Here is a 17,867-nt window from a genome sequence, read left to right on the forward strand (position 1 = left end):
CCCGTCAGTCTTTTTCCAGGGGCGAGAAGTAAAGTCGTCCCAGCCCACGCCAGGTCTTCTTGTTCCAGGCCTTGAACGGGATCTGCGCCAGCAGTTCCCGCGCCAGTTTGCGATCGCGATTGGCGGTTTTCAGGAACATCGAGCTGAGGAACTTGCAGCGGACCTCGTCGTACAGCGGATGATCGCTGAACAACGCGTAGGAGCGCAGGATGTTGTCGATCATGAAGCGATGGTTCTTGTAGGAGTTGGTGGCATGCTTGCGATAGCGCGCCATCAATACATTCAGGCCGTCGATGAAGTAACCGGCATGGGTTACCTTCAGCTCGATCAGCAGGTCTTCCAGACGGATATTCGGATCAAACCCGCCCACCTTGTCCAGCGCCTCGCGACGGATCATCAGGGTTGGCGCCGGCGGGTAGGGTTTGCGCTCCAGGAACATGTCATCGAAGTCCAGACGACGAAACGGCACATCCCGGCGCTGGCGCTTCTCCGGGTACAGATTGCCGTCGGCGTCGATCAGTTCGATGTTGCCGGCACAAATGCCGACCTCGGGCTTGCCGTCCATGTACGCCACTTGGGTCGCGATGCGCTCCGGCAACATGATGTCATCGGAACCGAACGGCACGATCAGGCTGCCTTTTGAGCGAGCGATCGCGCCATTGAGCGTGTTGGTCAGCCCCTGATTCTGCTGAACACGGAAATCGAAGCCGTGCTGCGCCTGTAACACCTTGATGCGCTCGACACTGTCGTCCCTGGAGCCGTCATCGACCACCAGCAACTCGATGTTCGAGTAGGTCTGATTAAGGACGCTGAGGATACTTTCCTCGATATAGGGAGCGTGGTTGTACGACGCGATGATGACGGTAACGATTGGCTGCGCGTCGTTCATTTTTGTTCCTTGCGGGCCTGTTCCAGGCCAGAGTCGATCAGGCTCAGGTATTCCTGACGGAACACCTCGATGTCGTGTTCTTTCTGCAGGTAACGGAACGCCTGCTCGCCCTTGGCCTTGAGGTCGTCGTCCGACAGGGCGAGGTAGTTATCCAGCGTCGCGATCAGGCTCGGCACATCCTTTGGCGTAATCGTCAGACCGCCGGCGCCCTCGATCAGCGGCAGCATCGCCGGCACATTCGAGGCGATGACCGGCAGGTGCCCGCTCATGCCTTCGAGCAGCGCCAGACCAAGGCCTTCGGCCAGGGACGGCATGGTCCAGATGTCGAACGCGCGAATGTACTGCAAGGCGATTTCCTTGAAGCCCAACAGGTGCGCACGACCCGTCAGGCCAAGACGTTCGATCTCGGCCGCCAGTTTCGATTCTTCGCGGCCGGCACCGATGATCGCCAGTTGGCTGTCCGGGTATTTGTCCTTGAGCGCAGCAAAAGCCTGCAACAGATAGGTGTGCCCCTTGACCGGCACCAGACGGCCCAGCGCGCCGATCAGCCGTACCGACGGATCGATCCCCAGCAACTCACGAGCACGCTCGCGGCTGTGTTGCAAGCCTTCGGCCTGTTCGATGTCGATGGCGTTGGTAATGGCGTAGGTGTTCTGGTCGGTAAAGCCGCAATCACAGTCCAGCAGGTACTGTTTGACCGCCGGCGAGACGCCGACAAAGCGCCAGTGGCGATCGATCAGGCGTTGGGTCTGGCGACGCCGGTAGAACCGATCGTACTCGCCGAAACCGTGGGAGATGCCGATGCACAGCGGCACTTTCAGCCACCGGTTGAGCGTCAGCATCATGTTCACCGGCTTGAAGCGGTTGCAGATCACCACGTCGAACTTCTCGGCGCGGCAGAACTTGTACAACTGCCACATGGCGCGCAGGCGCATGCCCTTGAGGGACTTGTCGGAAAACTCGAAATACACCGAATGGTCGGCACGGCTCACCGCCTCGCCAGGCCCCGGTTTGCCGCGCAGGAACGCGGCAGTCACTTCATAGCGATCGCTTGGCAGCGCCTTGACGATCTGCTCTGCAAGGTCGGCAAAATCATGGGCTTTGACGTTGTAGTCAGGCTGCAGCTGCAGGACCTTTGACCGTTGACTCATAACTCTCCCCGTGGAAACCAGTGGCATCGATGACCCAGGCCGGTTCGGCGGCGATGCGCCTGACCTCGGCTGGGTCGGGTTGGGGCAACCGTGACCACTCGTTGCGTTTCCAGCAAACAAAGTGGAAATACGGAAACCGGCGATCGCCATCGCGATCATTGCTCAAACAGCCATCGCGCCAATACCACTGACACGGAAAATCGTCTGTGCCGTCATGCCATTTGATGCAGCCACCCGGCGTACTGAATGCCTCGGTGAACTCGCTGCGGCGACGCCACGGATTGAGCTTGCCCACCAAAGTGAACAACGGCTCGGGGAAATTCTTGCGCCAGAGGAAGATGCGGCTGAAGGCCCCTTCGTCCAGTGCATGATGCTCATGATCGGTAAAACGCTTTTGCCAACCCTTGATCAGCATGAACAACTCACGCTTGCGCGCGGTGTTGCGCATCAAACACAAATGCCCTGCAACCCGCCGTTCATGGGTGGAAAACAGGTCATAAGCGGCCAGCCGATCCGGGGTGAAATAACTGCGCAGGTCACCATACACCAGATCAATATCGCCGAATGCCCAGAAATCATAGCCTTGCAGGCGGTCGGCGTGAATGTGCCCCAACGCCGGTTTGATGTCGCACAGCTTGTAAGCCGCACCGGGCGCAAAGTCGATATTCAAGCGCCGGGACACCAGCCCACAGTAATCGCTGAACGTCATGGTCTCGACGGTGACGTTGGGCGGCAGGTTCTCGGGAATGCCGCAGTCACTGAACAGCAACCAGTCAATGTCCGTATTACGCCTGCAACTCTCCAGAAAGAACGGCATCCAGAATGGCCATTGGCCAAAATAAGGAATCAGAAAAAGAATACGCGGGCATGGGCTCATCACAGATAACTTCACTGCGGCTGGTTAATTTGCCGCCATGCTAAACCGCGCCATGCTTCATTTTTACTGTGCAGATGTATCGTTATGCTTCAAAACCCACAACAATTCATGGCGCCTGACGGCTTTGCGGAAAAACTCGTTCTCGCCATAGGTCGGCGGCTTTCTGCCGGCCAGCAGTCGCTGGATCAACCGGCGCAGGCTCCGTTTGAACGGCATGGGGGGTTGCAGGTCATGCATCATGCCCAACGCCATGGCTTTGTCGCGCTGTTGCTCCACCGACATCGGCAGACAGCACGGCTGCATCGGCCGGCTTGAATCGAACGCTGGGGGCAACGCGATGCCGTGCCCAGCATCGCCCATCGGCCAGCGATCATTGTCATGCAGATGATTGGCATAGCCAAGCAGGGTCGGTTGCCAGTCCAGGCCCCTCAAGGCTTCGAGTACCGCCTCTTGAGCGCAGAGATGATCGGGATGCGGATCGAGGGTCGGGTGCGGCAGCACGATCACGTCCGGGCGCGCGCGCAGCAACAGCTCGCGCAGGTCGGCCAGCAAGTTGTTCCAGGTCGGCGCGCCGTCGGTATCGCCGGGCAGGGTAAACGGGTTCAACTGGCGAAACAGCCGAGTGTCGTTCAACTCCGCTTCGCGCGAACCCATCGGCTGCGACGGTGCGGCTTTCATCGCCGCCAGTTGCAGGCAGAAATACCCCAGTTGCACACAATGTTCTTGCGGCACACCGGCCCACCGCGGCACGGCGATGCTGTCCCAGGCGCGCAACCGGCCTTTGAGCCGCGCCGCCTCGACCTTGTTCAACCCGAATTGTTGATAGTGTTCGGCTTCGATCTCGCCCGCCGTCAGGGTGACGATCCAGGCTTCATTGGCCTGGCTGTACAAACCGTAGGCCGCCAACTCCGCGTCGTCGGCGTGTGGTGCGATGACCATCACCCGCTGACGGTGGTAATCCGGTTGTTCGAAGGCCCAGAGCACCGGCTCGCCGAACACCTTGCAGAAGCGCCCGCGCAAGCGCAGTTGCCCTTGGGACAGAACGTGCGCCTGACCTGTGAGGTTCAAGTAGCGCAGGCCATTGACGCCACGCTCGAAGGTTTGCCGGTCCGGGTTATTACCGCCCGCCAATTCGACCACCGGGTCGATAAAGCGACCCAGCCAAGTGCTTTTGACCCGCAGCGCCAGTACCAGCGTGGCGTCGTCGACCAGCATGACGCCTTCGTCCAGCCGCAAATGTTCGCCCACCAGATGAACCTTGGGTCGCTGGGTATAGGGCGGAAAGCTGTACTGGTAATCGTCTTTGGGCGAATAGAACAAATGGTCGGCGAGCCATGCCTCGTGAGCGATCCAACCTAAAACCGCGAGCACCAGCGGCAACCACCAGGCCACCAGCACGCCAACGGCAATCAACAGCACCAACGCGATCAGCAGGCCGATGCGTTTGTTGCGACGGTGACGCTTAAGCAGTTGCTGTTTGCGGCTCATGGGTTGGCTCATACGGTGAAGACCGGCACAGGATTGCACCAGCGGTCCTTGTATTCACGGTCGGCGCGACCGAAGGAAAACCTCAGGGGCTTGGCCAGCGCTCGCGCGTGTTCCCAGGCACTTTGGGTGTTGAGAAAACTCAGCACGCTGCCAGGGCTGAACTCGCGGGTTTCAGGGTCGACGCCGCCGTTGATGTACTCGACGCTGATCCACTCGGGCGCTTCGACGCGGTACACCAGTTGAATCGCAATCGGCGCATCGTTAAGAAAAATCACCGAGCCGATCAGCAGCTCGCGCAGCAACTCGATCACCTCGCCCATGCGCGCCGCGCCGGTAGCGGGGAAGCCCCAGCGGCGCTGGAACAAGTCGCAGTAGATCGCCGCCAATTCGGCACTGGAAAACTCGGACACCGGCCGCACCACCCCGCCCGCCTCTTCCAGCAGACGCAGTTCGCGGCGCTGGTTGTAGCGAAACTTCTTCGACAGCTCTTCGGGGGTACGGGCCATGGCCAGTTGCTCGGTTTGCAACTTGATGCCGGTGAAGCGACCTTCGTTCAGCGCGGACAGATACCGCCCGCGATGACGCAAAGGTGCCTGGGCATCGGCAGCGGCCGGCAGGATCAGCTCAGCGTTGCCGAGGTCGAACAGGCCCTTTTACCGCTGCGCTTGAGGACGTCCTTGGACAGCGCCAGATCGCGACCCCAGGTCGGAATCGCGGCTTTGACTTCGCCATCCTGTTCCCAGGCCAGATAACGCACCGGGATGCCGGCCAACTGCGCCAGGCGTTCAACTACCAGCGGATGAGTCGCGACACTGCCACCAAAACGCTGCCAGGCATCGGCATACGTCGAGGCGGCAACCGACGCCCAGCCACGTTCGCGCCAGCCTTGAAATCGGTTGAGCATCAGCCCCTCTGTGCCAGTTCGGTAACGTGTGGCAAATGCCAGAAAGCCTCGCGTACTGCGCGGTCGCTGAAGCGCTCGCGCAAGCGGTCGAGCATCATCTCGGCGCACTGGCGACGCTGTTGCTCGTCCATTGCGGCCAAGTGCTGCAGCCCTTGCGCCAAACGTTCGGCATCGCCGAGCGGGAACAGAATGCCCACGCCTTCAACCACTTCCTTCGCCCCACCGCACGCGGTGGCGAGCAACGGAACGCCGGCCGCCATGGCTTCGAGCAGCACCATGCCGAACGGTTCGTGATCGGAGCTCAAGGCGAACACATCGAAGGCCCGGAAGTAGCGCCGGGCGTCAGGCACCTGGCCGAGGAACAGCACGCGATCGCCGATCCCGAGTTCACGGGCCAACGACTTGAGGTCCTGTTCCAGGCGACCGGAGCCAAGAATCACCAATTGGCTGTTACCCGCCAAACCTGGCAATGCCGCGGCAAAACCGTGCAACAGCGTGGCCTGATCCTTGTCCGGATGCAGCCGTCCGACGTTGCCGACCACCCAGGCATCCGCCGCCAGACCGAGGGTTTCCCGGGCCTCGCGAACCGACACCTGACTGACCTGCAAGGCCTGCACATCGATCCGATTGTAGAGCGTCTGAATTCGCGCCGCCGGCCATTTCGGCAGGCACTTGCGCATGTCATCACGCACCGCATCGGACACGCCGATCAGGCTCAGACGCTTGCGAAAAATATGCGCAAACAGCTTGCGGGTGCCGCGTTTGTAATCGTCAAACGCGTGGTGCACGCCAATCACCGGCAACGACGTGCCGAGCAAGGCGATGTAGATCGGCTTGAAGCGATGAGCAATGCAGAAACTGAAGTTGCGCGACGCGGCGATCTTGCGCAGATCGCCGATAGCGCCCAGCTTCAGGCCACGAATGGCCTTGGAGCTATATTCCATGAACAGCACTTCATCGGAAGCGCAGCCCGCGGCGACGTCGGCATCGGCGGCCCCGGTCAAAAAGACCGTGGTCACCCGATAGCCAGTCCCCGCGAACAGGCTGGCGTACTGCCGGGCGCAGTCCAGGAACGGCCCGTCATAGCCGTGACAGAACTGCAACACATGGCGTTCAGCCGAGCGTGTCATAAGCGTCCGCGCCTTCTTTGACCACCAGAATGTCTTCCATGATCAGGTATTGCAGGTCGGAGCCAAAGAACATGTTCAGGGCGTCTGTCGGCGAGCAGATCATCGGCTCGCCACGACGGTTGAGCGAAGTGTTCAGCGATACGCCGTTGCCGGTCAGCACTTCCAGCGCTTTCATCATGTCGTAGTAGCGCGGGTTGTATTCGCGCTTGAGCACCTGGGCCCGGGACGTGCCGTCTTCGTGGACGACTTCCGGCACGCGGGTCTTCCACTCTTCAGCCACTTCAAAGGTGAAGGTCATGAACGGCGCCGGGTGATCGATCTTGATCATCTGCGGCGCCACGGTGTCGAGCATCGACGGGCAGAAAGGCCTCCAGCGCTCGCGGAACTTGATCTGGTGGTTGATGCGGTCAGCCACGCCGGTCGCGCTCGGGCAACCGATGATCGAACGACCGCCCAACGCACGCGGACCAAACTCCATGCGCCCCTGGAACCAGGCCACCGGGTTGCCGTCGACCATGATCTTGGCGATGTTTTCCGGCATGTTCTCGAGCTTGCGCCAGGTGGGCTTGCTCGGGTGACGGGCACACGCGGCGATCACGTCTTCGTTGCTGTACGAGGGGCCGAGGTAGACGTGTTCCATCTTCTCGACCGGTACGCCACGGGCGTGGGACACATAAGCCGCCGCACCGACCGCAGTGCCGGCATCGCCGGACGCCGGTTGCACGAACAGCTCGTTGACGTCGTCACGGGCGATGATTTTCTGGTTCAGCTTGACGTTCAACGCACAGCCACCGGCGAAGGCCAGCTTGCCGGTTTCCTTGAGCACGTCGCCCAGGTAGTGGTCGATCATCTGCAGCGAGATTTTTTCGAACAGCGCTTGCATGCTGGCGGCGTAGTGGATGTACGGCTCGTCGGCGATGTCGCCTTCGCGCTTGGGACCCAGCCACTCGATCAGCTTCGGCGAGAAGTAGAAGCCTTTGCCCTTCTCTTTGTAACGACGCAGGCCGATAACGTTGGCGTAGTCGGTGTTGATCACCAGCTCGCCGTTTTCAAACGAAGCCAGGCGCGAGAAATCGTACTTGCTTGGGTCACCGTACGGCGCCATGCCCATGACCTTGAACTCGCCGTCGAGCATCTCGAAACCGAGGAACTCGGTGATCGCGCCGTACAGGCCGCCGAGGGAGTCCGGATCGAAAAATTCCTTGATCTTGTGGATCTTGCCGTTTTCGCCATAACCGAAAAAGGTCGTGGCGTACTCGCCCTTGCCGTCGATCCCGAGGATCGCGGTCTTCTCTTTGAAACCGGAGCAGTGGTAAGCGCTGGAGGCGTGAGCCAGGTGGTGCTCGACCGGTTCGATCTTGATTTTCTTCGGGTCGAAGCCCAGTTGCTCAAGGCAGAACACGATCTTGTTGCGATAGCGCTTGTAGCGACGGTTGCCCATCAGGATCGCGTCGAGCGCGCGGTCCGGGGCATACCAGTAACGCTTGGCGTAGTGCCAGCGCGCTTTGCCGAACAGGCTGATCGGGGCGAACGGGATCGCGACCACATCAACGTCGGATGGCTTGATGCCTGCCTGTTCGAGGCAGAACTTTGCCGATTCGTAGGGCATGCGGTTCTTTGCATGTTTATCGCGTACGAAGCGCTCCTCCTCAGCCGCCGCGACCAGCTTGCCGTCGATGTACAAGGCTGCGGAAGGATCATGGCTAAGGGCGCCGGACAGGCCAAGAATCGTCAATGCCACAGGGGTCTAGCCTCTTTAGTCTGCATACAGGCGACAAGCGCCTCAAAAATTAATGTGCCCTCGCAATGGGCGAGAGACAGCTAAAGGGCGGGATTATAGCGTAAACATGGCGGGAATGACCCAGAGGTTGTTTGACGCGGACGATCAAGATCAAAAGATCGCAGCCTTCGGCAGCTCCTACAGGGATTTGTGTCGGTTTCGCCTTCGCGGCCACCTGTAGGAGCTGCCGAAGGCTGCGATCTTGGCGCCCTATTAGGCGCCAGAGATGCCTTTGGGAAGACGCTGATCGATAACCTGATACAGCGCACTGCTCTGCGGCCAATTGCGCATAAACCGCGCCCGATCCCGCGCATACGCTGGGGCAAAGCTGCCCGGCGAGCCGTGCTGACACATCGAATCGAGGTCAATCAGCGCCCAGCGATCCTGCTGCCAGAACAGGTTGTGGCCCTTGAAATCGCCATGGCTGATCCGCTCGCGAATCAACTCTGCAAACAGATGATCCAGCGCCAGCAACTCAGCTTCCGGCGCCTGGCCGCTCTCAACGTACGGCGCAAAACGCTCGATGATGTCCGGCCCCGGCAAGTACTCGGTGACCAGGTACGCCCGGCTGCGCAACCAGAGAAAACGCTTCTCCAACAACGCCAGCGGCTTGGGCGTGGCGATGCCAAGGAACACCAGCCGATTACCTTCGTGCCAGGAGTGCCAGGCACGGCTCGGGCGCCAGAAGCGTTTGAGCCAATGAGCAAAGCCCTTGATGTTGTAGCGCTTGATCACCAGCGTGCGCCCGGTCACGTCGACCTTGCCGACACTCGCCGCGCCGCCGGTTTTGTACAAGTGGCCCTGATCGAGCAAAGCATCGGCCTGCGCCAACACCGGCAGCATCGCCGCTTCTTCCTCGCGGCGAATCGCCCGCAAGCCGAACGCGCCGCGCTGAACGCTGAACAGCGTGCATTCGCGGCCGCACTTGATCAGGAAGTCCTTCAAGCGCCAACGGCGCACTTTGCTGATCTGTTTCTGCAAGGCTTCCATCGGCAAGGCGTGTTCGCCGTTGCTCAACAGGTAATACACCAGCAACTCTTCGGTAAACGGTTCCAGTGATTTGGGCAACTGGGCGAAAAATACGCCGAGGTTTTCCAGGACTTTCTGCCGCGACAGCGGTTGGCCGGGGGTTTCGGCACAGACGCCACCGCCATCGATCAGATACAACCGACCGCGCTGGCGCAACAGGTTGTCCAGATGCAGGTCTTCCTGCCAGAGCCCCTTGCGATGCATTTGGCCGATAGCGCCCAACGCCTCGGCCAGCACGGCCCCTTGCATATCCGCCAGGACCGGCAAGTGTTCGACTTTTTTCCAGGTGTCCCCCAGGCTCTCGGCGCCTTCGAGGAAATCGAACAGCAGCCAGCCGCCCTCGCCGTCCTTCAGGCCATCCGCCAGCAATTGCGGCGTGGTCAGGCCCTGGTCGGCGAGTAACCGCACGCCATCGCGCTCACGCTGAAAATGCCGTGCCGCTTTGCTGCCGACCAGCAACTTGGCCAACACCGGACGGCCACGCCAGACACCGGCACCAACGTAACGCTGGCCCGGCAACACCCGGAGCAAGCTCAACAGTTGCAACTCGGCAGGTCCGGCGGCATCCGCAAGCGGGATGTTCAATGGCAGGCTCGGGCTGCGGCCGGCATTTTTCAGGTCGGACAAACGCATCAACGCGTCTCCTTGTGACTACGGCGCGCGGTCAATCGCGAGACCCAGTTGCCCACCAGAGGACTGTCATTCGACTGATCCACATAGCTGGCCAATAACTCGCGCAACTGGCCTTCGTCCCACTCCGGGGCCCGGCGCAGCAGCGGTTCCAGATCCTTGATCCGGTCACGCTGACCGAACAGCAAGGGCCGGGTCTTTTCCAGGTCAATCAACTGCGCCCGGTAACCGTCGCCGGTCGCCTGCAAGAAAATGTGCTTGGGGTAGAAACAACCGTGAACCTGACGCACGCCGTGCAGGCGTCGCGCCAGTTGCCCACAGGCGTGCAGGATCGCCGAGTGCTGCGCTTCGCTCAGATCCGACCAGCGCTGCAACAGTGAATCCAGGTCATCCCAGCCATCCAGGGCGCGAGTCAGCAGAATCGCCCGGACTTCGCCGCCGACCTTGCGCTCACCGAAGAACGCCGCTTGCAGCGCCGGAATGCCCATTTTCTGGTAGCGGGTGATATTGCGAAACTCGCGGGCAAAACTCGGTTCACCCAACGGTGCATGCAAGGTCCGCGTCAGGTAGTTGCACTGACGCTTGAGGTAAAAGCCCTGCCCTTCCAGATCCAGCCGAAACACGCTGCTCCAGCCGCCGCGAGTGGTGTTGGGTTCATCCACCGCATCGAGCTGCTTGGCCCAGAGGGCGTCGAAGGTGCCGAGGTTGTGACGCTCAAGCAGCGCACGGTCTTCAGCGGCCAGAAAATCAGTCATTCGCGTCCCTCGAAAAATCTCACCACATGCCGGATCCGCTTTTTGTCGGCCGCGTTGAGCCGGGTCCGTTGGCGGTATTGCAGGTAGAAGCGCAGGCGCTGGGTGGCCGACAGGTGATACTTGGCCACCTTGTCGAGACAGGCCAGGTCCTTGGTGATTCGGTACTTGAGCCAGAAACCGCGCCAGAAATCGCCATTTGGACAATCAATCAGGAACAGCTTGGCGTCATCGTCGATCAGCAGGTTGCGCCACTTCAAATCGTTATGGGTGAAGCGGTTGTCGTGCATGGTCCGGGTGTAACCCGCCAACTGCCGACTGACGTGATCGACCCAGGCACGGTCCGCCAGTTTCGGGTCATGCCGATCAGCCAGCGCCGACAAGTCTTCGGTACGCGGTAACTCGCGGGTGATCATCGCCCCACGGTCGTAGGCCGCACCGCGACGCTCCAGGCCCCAAGCCACCACTTCGGCGGTCGGAATGCCCCACTTGGCGAAGCGCTTGAGGTTCTGCCATTCGGCTTTCACCCGAGGCTTGCCCAGATAACGGCGCAGGCCTTTGCCGGCACCGACGTAACGTTTGACGTAATAGTTCACGCCGTTGCGGTTGACGCGGATGACCTCGGACAACGGGTCGCGGGTCAGTTGCTCGCCCTGGAGGTTAAACACCGCTTCGAGGCTACCAAAGTCTTCACTCAGCTCGCTGTACGCAGGTTCCAGTGTCCAACCCGACATCAGAGCGCATCCCCGTATCGCTGTTTACGGTCGTAGAGTTTGTTGGCCTTGCCTTCGAGCCAGGAGAGCAACGCGGCTTCCTCTGCCAGAACCTGGCGCAAAGGCTGCTGGAAGTAGCCCTTGAGGAAACGCAATTTGTCGCGCTGGGTCAGGCCGATATCGAGGGCCGAAAAGTACAGCGCCGCCAGATCCTTGTTGCGCCAGCGTTGAGTGATCGCCGGGCGGGTCTGGGCGCGGTGCAAGTCGATCACCGACAGTTTGAAGTCGTCAGCCATCACCGGTTTGTCGGTGTGCAGCAGAAAGTGGCAGATGTAACAGTCGCGGTGGTTGACCCCGGCGCGGTGCATCATGCCGGTCATGCGCGCGACTTCAGCGATCAGCGCACGCTTGAGTGTCGGCTCCGGCGGGTTCTTGACCCAGTCGATGCTGTAATCTTCGAGGCTGATGGTCGGCGCCAGTTCTTCAGTGACGATGAACGAGTGCTGATCCGCCGGGTTGCTGCCCTTTTCGCCGTACGCGACGGCGGTCATGGTCGGCACGCCGACGTCTTGCAGGCGCTGGATGGCTTTCCACTCCTGGCCCGCGCCGAGTACCGGCAGCTTGGCAGTGAGCAAGTTCTTGAAGATCTCGCCCCAGCCGACGCCACGGTGGATCTTCACGAAAAACCCGTTGCCGTTCACTTCCGTACGCAGGGTCCGACGCGCTTCAAGCTCGCGGTACACCTCGCCCTGCAAGCCCTCGACTTCGGCGAACGGGTCGCGTTCGGCCCACAGGCTCTTGAACGGTTCAGCCAGCATCAACTTCATTAAGCGTGCTCCGCCAGAATCACATCGGCCGCGTGCTGCGGCATGCTATAGAGGTCGGCCGTCTCGGCGAAGGCCAGACCGTTGCGGCTCCAGGCCGCCCGTGCTGGAGCATCATTCAACATGTCGGCCAGGTACTGCGTGAGCTGCGCCTGATCGAAGGGTTCGTCCAGCACCCGGCCGGCGCCTGCCTCGGCAATGTAATGGGCGTAACCACAGACCGCACTCACCAATACCGGCAACCCGGCCACCACGGCTTCGAGCAGCACCGTGCCGGTGTTTTCGTTGTACGCCGGGTGGATCAACAGATCAGCACCGAGCAGGAAACGCGGGATATCGCTGCGGCCCTTGAGGAACGCTACGTTGTCGCCGAGCCCCAATGTGGCGCTCTGCATCTGGAATAACTTGGGGTCGTCCTGGCCAATTACAAATAACCGGGTACGTTTCTTCAGATCGGCGGGCAGTGCCGCCAACGCCTTGAGACTGCGATCCACGCCCTTGGTCTTGAACCCGGAGCCGATCTGCACCAGCAGCAAATCGTCATCCTTGAGGTTGAACTCACGGCGGAACCCGGCGCGAATCTCGGCCGCATTCGCCGGTGCGCGACGGTCCAGGGAAATGCCCGGCGGCAGCAAATGGAAGCGCTGCAGTGGGGTGTCGTAGTGCTTGATGAAGAGCGGCTGCTGGACTTCGGAAATCATCAGCACTTCAGTCTTGGCGTCCTTGGCGAACACCGCGCGCTCGTACTCGGCGAAGTGCCGGTAGCGGCCCCAGCGCCGGTACAGCGAGTTGCGCAGGTTCTGCGCCTTGTCCTCAAAGCAGCCGTCGGCGGCGTAGTAAACGTCCAGGCCCGGCATCTTGTTGAAACCGATCAAGCGGTCCACCGGACGCTTGGCCAGGTCGGCCCCCATCCACTCGGTGAGCTTTTCGTTACGTCGATGATTGAAGAATGCCTTGACCGGCGCCACCAGCACTTCGAAACCTGGCGGAACATCACCTTCCCAGATCAGCGTGTAGACACGGATCTGATGACCACGTTGCTGACACTCCAGGGCGATGCGCATGAAATCGCGCTGCAAACCGCCAAACGGAAAGTATTTATAAAGGACAAAAGCCAATTGCATCAGCGCAGCTCCTCAGCCAGTAACAACGTGCTCAGTCGGCTGGCGACACGCTGGGGATTCAGACGCGTGAAGCACAGGGGCCACTCGCGCTTCAGGTCAAACTGACGGGCATCGTCGGCCGTCGGTTGATAGGTACATTTCTTTTGCAGGCACGGTGCGCACGGGAAGTCGCTGGCAATGTGAATCTGTGCCTTGCCGTAGGCGCCGGTCAGGCCTGGATTGGTCGGGCCGAACAGCGACAGCGTCGGTACGTCCAGCGCCGCGGCCAGATGGCCGAGGCCGGTGTCCACGGCCACGCACGCCTGTGCGCCGGCCAAGACTTTGCCGACGCCGGCCAGGTTCAATTTAGGCAGCACTTCGACATGCCGAAAACCGGCGGCTATGCGCTCGGCGCGGGCTTTTTCAATCGGGTTGCCCCACGGCAGTTTCACCGCGACGCCGAGATGACCGACTCGTTCTGCCAACTCACGCCAGTAGGATTCAGGCCAGTGCTTGGTGTCCCAGGTGGTGCCGTGGAGGAACAGCACATAAGGATTCTTGCGCGGCAGTTCCACCATGCGTTCGACGTTCAGACCGTAATCGCCCAAACCTTTGGGCAAGTCGTAGCCCAGCGCCAACGCGAACAACTGACGCACCCGCTCGACCGCGTGTTGCCCACGGCCCACGGCCAGGCGGCGGGAATAGAAGCGTGCGGCCATCGGCTCGCGGGCGGAGTGTTTGTCCAGCCCGGCGATGGGTGCCTTGACATAGCGGGTCAGCCAGGCGCTTTTCAGCAGGCCCTGGGCATCGATCACCAAGTCGTATTTAGTCGTGCGGACGCTTTGTTTGAAGCGTTTCCACTCGCCACTCTTGATGGTCTGCCAGAGGTTCTTGCGCCAGCGACGGATCGCCACCGGAATCACCTTGCCCACGGCCGGATGCCAGGTCGGAATCTCGGCAAAGCCTTCTTCCACCACCCAGTCGAACGTGATGCCGGGGATTGCCCGCGCCGCGTCGGTCAACGCTGGCAACGCATGAATCACGTCGCCCAGCGAAGACGTCTTGATCAACAGTACCCGCAAACTAATTGACCTCGACCAGAGTGCCCTGCAACCGCTGCAAGGCTTCGTTAACCGGTTGCGGCATCAACTGGCGCAGGCAGTTGTAATGACCGAAGCGGCAGGTGCGATCGAAGCAGGGGCTGCATTCGATGCCCAAGCGCACAATTTCGACGTGCTCGGCCAGCGGCGGGGTGAAGCCCGGCGAGGTCGAGCCGTAGACGGCGACCAGCGGCCGGTTCAGCGCCGCAGCAACGTGCATCAGGCCCGAATCGTTGGAGACCACCGCATCGGCGCAGGACATCAAGTCGATAGCTTCGGCCAGCGAGGTGCCGCCGCTGAGGTTCACCGACTCTTCACGCAAACCGGGAATCAGCCGCGCCCGGATGTCTTCGCCGACGGCGTGATCGTTTTTCGAGCCGAACAACCAGACCTGCCAACCTTCGCGGATCTTCGCTTCGGCGACTTTGGCGTAGTGCTCGGACGGCCAGCGCTTGGACTCGCCGAACTCGGCGCCGGGACACAGCGCCAACACCGGGCGATCCAGCGCGAGACCGAACTTGGCCATCGCCGCCTCGCGGGTGACCGGGTCGATTTGCAGGCTTGGGCGTGGATAGGGTTTCGGCAGATCCGCACCCGGCTCATAGGCCAGGGCCATGAAGCGCTCGATCATCAACGGGTAACGCTCTTTATCCAGGGTGCGCACGTCATTGAGCAGGCCGTAGCGGAACTCGCCACGCCAGCCCGTGCGTTTCGGGATACCGGCGAAGAACGGCACCAACGCCGACTTCAGGGAATTGGGCAGCAGGATCGCCTGGTCGTACTGGCCGGCCAGGGATTTGCCGATGCGTCGACGGGTCGCCAGCTCGAGGGCGCCGTGGCCGAGCGGGAAGCTCAAGGCCTGACGCACTTCGGGCATGCGCTCAAGAATCGGCCGGCTCCACTCGGGGGCCAGCACGTCGATTTCGCATTGCGGGTGGCGTTGCTTGAGACACTGAAACAGTGTCTGCGCCATCACCATGTCACCGACCCAACTGGGCCCAACGATCAGAATTTTCATGTGGTTTCCAAAAACGAACCGGGGAGGCATACGCCTCCCCGCCTCGAGAATCACTGTGGTAGCAGGGCGGTTTGCGATGGGTCATCACCTTCAACATGACTGTCGACTGTCACTCCGCTGTCGCGAGCAAGTCGAATCGTCGAACCGTCGCCCCCACATTGGGTATTGGTGCACATCCAGTGCGGTACAGCTTGGCTACTTCAATCCACAAAACACCGCAGATCTACTTGGGGTATTGGTGCCTCAATCCAGCAAACACTGAAGATCTACTGTGGGAGCGGGCTTGCTCGCGAAAGGGCCAGCACATCCAGCATCAGTGGTGACTGACACTCCGCTTTCGCGAGCAAGCCCGCTCCCACATTTGAATCTCGCCGCTTCAACTACCGAGTTTCAGCTTAGCCCCAGCTCGCGCCAGATCCGCAACACTTGCCGCCGTTCGTCCACGAACTGATCGCCCGGTATCACCCCGGCATCCTTCTGCAAGGCCTGCCGGTGTGCGGCGGAGCGGTAGGCTTTATAGGCCTCGCGCAGCAAGCTGGCGTCTTCGGCGGGCATCAGCCCTTCCTGTTCCAGCCCTTCCAGAATGCGGATGTTATCGGTCCAGCGCAGCAATGACGGGTGCTGTTCGGACCACGCCAGGGCCGCGTATTGCACCATAAATTCAATATCGACGATACCTCCGGCGTCCTGCTTGAGATCGAACGGCGCCGTGGCTTCGAAGGCATTTGCCGCGGTACCGGCGGCAGTGCTCTTGCTGCCGAGGTTATCGCGCATCTTGGCGCGCATCTCGCTGACCTCCTGACGCAAGGTCGGCAAATCCCGGGCTTTGCCCAAAATCGCCGCGCGAACCTTCTCGAACGCCTGGCCAACATCCTGACTGCCCACCAGCACCCGCGCCCGCACCAACGCCTGATGCTCCCAGGTCCAGGCTTCGTTTTCCTGGTAGCGGGCAAACGCCCCCAGGGAACTCACCAGCAACCCGGATGCACCGGACGGTCGCAGCCGCATGTCGACTTCATACAACTGCCCGGAGTTGGTCTGCGCCGTCAGCAAGTGAATGATCCGCTGTCCCAACCGGGTGAAGAACTGCGCACCGTCGATCGGTTTCGCGCCATCGGTTTCCGCCTGCGGATCGCCGTCGTGGATAAACACCAGATCCAGGTCCGAACCATGCCCCAATTCCAGGCCGCCAACCTTCCCATAACCGACAATCACGAAGCCGGGATCGCACAATGTACCGTCGGTACGCAGCGGCGTACCGTATTTGGCCACCGTTTGACGCCAGGCCAGGGCCAGCACTTGTTCGAGGATCGCCTCGGCGAGCCAGGTCAGGTAATCGCTGACCTTCATCAACGGCAGGCTGCCGGCGATTTCCGAGGCCGCCACCCGTAAGCGGTGCGCCAGTTTGAAATGGCGCAGGGCTTCCATTTGCTGTTCGAGGTCGTCCTCGGGAATCCGCGTCAGGCGTTCACGCAATTCGGCGGCCAGTTCCGGCGCCAGCGGCGGCTTGAACAGTCGGCCTTCGTTGAGCAATTCATCGAGCAACAACGGGAAGCGGGTGATCTGCTCGGCAATCCACGGGCTCGCAGCGCACAAGGTCAGCAAGCGACGCAAGGCGCCGGGGTTTTCCGTCAGCAACACTAAATAAGCCGAACGCCGAGCCACCGCTTCAACCAGCGGCAGCACACGCTCCAGCACCAGATCAGGATTGGCGTGCTCCACGGCCTGGGCCAGCAAGCGCGGAATAAAGGCATCGAGACGCTCGCGACCCAGACGCTGCATGGCCCGCAATTGCGGACTGCTGCGCAGGCTGGCCAAGGTTTTCAGCGCCTTGGAAGCGTCGGCAAAACCACCCTCTTCCAACTGCCGGCAAGCGGCCTCTTCGTCCTGAGACTCTTCCCACAACGGCAGCCACTCACCCCCGACCACCACTTCCGCTTCGGCGCCCTCCTCTTCGTCAGGATCGGCAATCACCTGAGCGAAGTGCCACGCCACGCGACCGCGCCAATACATCAGCCGCTCATGAAATGCCGGCCAATCGGCAAAGCCGAGCATGAAGGCAATCCGCGCCTGATCCTGTGCGCCATCCGGCAACATCTGGGTCTGGCGGTCGGCAATTGCCTGGATCGCGTGTTCCGTGTAGCGCAGGAATTCGTAGCCGTTACGCAACTCGCTGATCACCGGCTCCGGCAGGTAACCCTGCCCTTCCAGCGTGCTCAGTACTTTTAATAGCGGACGTTGTTGCAGGCTCAGGTCGCGACCGCCGTGGATCAGCTGGAACGCCTGGGCGATAAATTCGACTTCGCGGATGCCGCCGGAACCGAGCTTGATGTTGTCGGCCATGCCTTTGCGCCGGACTTCCTGCTGGATCAGCTGCTTCATGGTGCGCAGCGCTTCGATGGCCGAAAAGTCCAGATAACGCCGGTAAACGAACGGGCGCAGCATTTCTTGCAACTGCGCGCCGGCCACCTGATCGCCG

The 17,867-nt window shown here is 61.1% G+C and carries 14 protein-coding genes and 1 pseudogene; all 15 read right to left on the bottom strand.

Features of this window, described 5'->3' with window-relative positions:
* Nucleotides 1-4: 4 nt before the first annotated feature.
* The gene (locus JFV26_RS03035) at nucleotides 5-889 is read right to left on the bottom strand and encodes a glycosyltransferase (protein WP_201189596.1); all 885 of its coding nucleotides are present in this window, start codon (nucleotides 887-889) and stop codon (nucleotides 5-7) included.
* Nucleotides 886-2,040 carry a glycosyltransferase family 4 protein gene (locus JFV26_RS03040; RefSeq protein WP_201189598.1) on the bottom strand — a complete coding sequence of 385 codons (1,155 nt, stop codon included), beginning with the start codon at nucleotides 2,038-2,040 and terminating at the stop codon, nucleotides 886-888. Before JFV26_RS03040 ends, JFV26_RS03035 begins: the two co-directional genes overlap by 4 nt.
* Complete coding sequence (locus tag JFV26_RS03045) at nucleotides 2,003-2,920, bottom strand: DUF6625 family protein (protein ID WP_201189637.1); 918 nt, start codon at nucleotides 2,918-2,920, stop codon at nucleotides 2,003-2,005. The genes JFV26_RS03040 and JFV26_RS03045 overlap by 38 nt, the downstream gene beginning before the upstream one ends.
* Nucleotides 2,921-2,980: 60 nt before the next feature.
* Nucleotides 2,981-4,405, bottom strand: coding sequence for a PIG-L deacetylase family protein (locus tag JFV26_RS03050; protein ID WP_201189600.1), 1,425 nt, complete (start codon nucleotides 4,403-4,405; stop codon nucleotides 2,981-2,983).
* Nucleotides 4,406-4,413: 8 nt separating this feature from the next.
* Nucleotides 4,414-5,309: pseudogene (locus tag JFV26_RS03055) on the bottom strand (antimicrobial resistance protein Mig-14).
* Nucleotides 5,309-6,439, bottom strand: coding sequence for a glycosyltransferase (locus JFV26_RS03060; RefSeq protein WP_201189602.1), 1,131 nt, complete (start codon nucleotides 6,437-6,439; stop codon nucleotides 5,309-5,311). Before JFV26_RS03060 ends, JFV26_RS03055 begins: the two are co-directional and overlap by 1 nt.
* Nucleotides 6,423-8,180: a carbamoyltransferase family protein gene (locus JFV26_RS03065; RefSeq protein WP_201189604.1), complete on the bottom strand. Its 1,758-nt coding sequence runs from the start codon at nucleotides 8,178-8,180 to the stop codon at nucleotides 6,423-6,425. The genes JFV26_RS03060 and JFV26_RS03065 overlap by 17 nt, the downstream gene beginning before the upstream one ends.
* Nucleotides 8,181-8,432: 252 nt before the next feature.
* Complete coding sequence (locus JFV26_RS03070) at nucleotides 8,433-9,881, bottom strand: lipopolysaccharide kinase InaA family protein (protein WP_201189605.1); 1,449 nt, start codon at nucleotides 9,879-9,881, stop codon at nucleotides 8,433-8,435.
* Nucleotides 9,881-10,633 (bottom strand): lipopolysaccharide kinase InaA family protein, encoded by a 753-nt coding sequence (locus tag JFV26_RS03075; RefSeq protein ID WP_201189607.1) that lies wholly within the window; start codon nucleotides 10,631-10,633, stop codon nucleotides 9,881-9,883. The genes JFV26_RS03070 and JFV26_RS03075 overlap by 1 nt, the downstream gene beginning before the upstream one ends.
* Nucleotides 10,630-11,364: a lipopolysaccharide kinase InaA family protein gene (locus tag JFV26_RS03080; protein ID WP_201189609.1), complete on the bottom strand. Its 735-nt coding sequence runs from the start codon at nucleotides 11,362-11,364 to the stop codon at nucleotides 10,630-10,632. Before JFV26_RS03080 ends, JFV26_RS03075 begins: the two co-directional genes overlap by 4 nt.
* Nucleotides 11,364-12,170 carry a lipopolysaccharide core heptose(I) kinase RfaP gene (gene rfaP, locus JFV26_RS03085; RefSeq protein ID WP_201189611.1) on the bottom strand — a complete coding sequence of 269 codons (807 nt, stop codon included), beginning with the start codon at nucleotides 12,168-12,170 and terminating at the stop codon, nucleotides 11,364-11,366. Before rfaP ends, JFV26_RS03080 begins: the two co-directional genes overlap by 1 nt.
* The gene (locus JFV26_RS03090) at nucleotides 12,170-13,291 is read right to left on the bottom strand and encodes a glycosyltransferase family 4 protein (protein ID WP_201189613.1); all 1,122 of its coding nucleotides are present in this window, start codon (nucleotides 13,289-13,291) and stop codon (nucleotides 12,170-12,172) included. Before JFV26_RS03090 ends, rfaP begins: the two co-directional genes overlap by 1 nt.
* Complete coding sequence (gene waaC / locus JFV26_RS03095) at nucleotides 13,291-14,352, bottom strand: lipopolysaccharide heptosyltransferase I (RefSeq protein ID WP_201189615.1); 1,062 nt, start codon at nucleotides 14,350-14,352, stop codon at nucleotides 13,291-13,293. The genes JFV26_RS03090 and waaC overlap by 1 nt, the downstream gene beginning before the upstream one ends.
* Before the next feature lies 1 nt (nucleotide 14,353).
* Nucleotides 14,354-15,388 (bottom strand): lipopolysaccharide heptosyltransferase II, encoded by a 1,035-nt coding sequence (waaF, locus tag JFV26_RS03100; protein ID WP_201189617.1) that lies wholly within the window; start codon nucleotides 15,386-15,388, stop codon nucleotides 14,354-14,356.
* Between the two features lie 390 nt (nucleotides 15,389-15,778).
* Nucleotides 15,779-17,867 (bottom strand): bifunctional [glutamate--ammonia ligase]-adenylyl-L-tyrosine phosphorylase/[glutamate--ammonia-ligase] adenylyltransferase (glnE, locus tag JFV26_RS03105; protein ID WP_201189619.1); only part of this gene is annotated, 2,089 nt, incomplete at its 5' end.

Origin of the sequence: Pseudomonas sp. TH31 (genome assembly GCF_016650815.1) — a bacterium.
In the GTDB taxonomy this organism is placed as follows: domain Bacteria; phylum Pseudomonadota; class Gammaproteobacteria; order Pseudomonadales; family Pseudomonadaceae; genus Aquipseudomonas.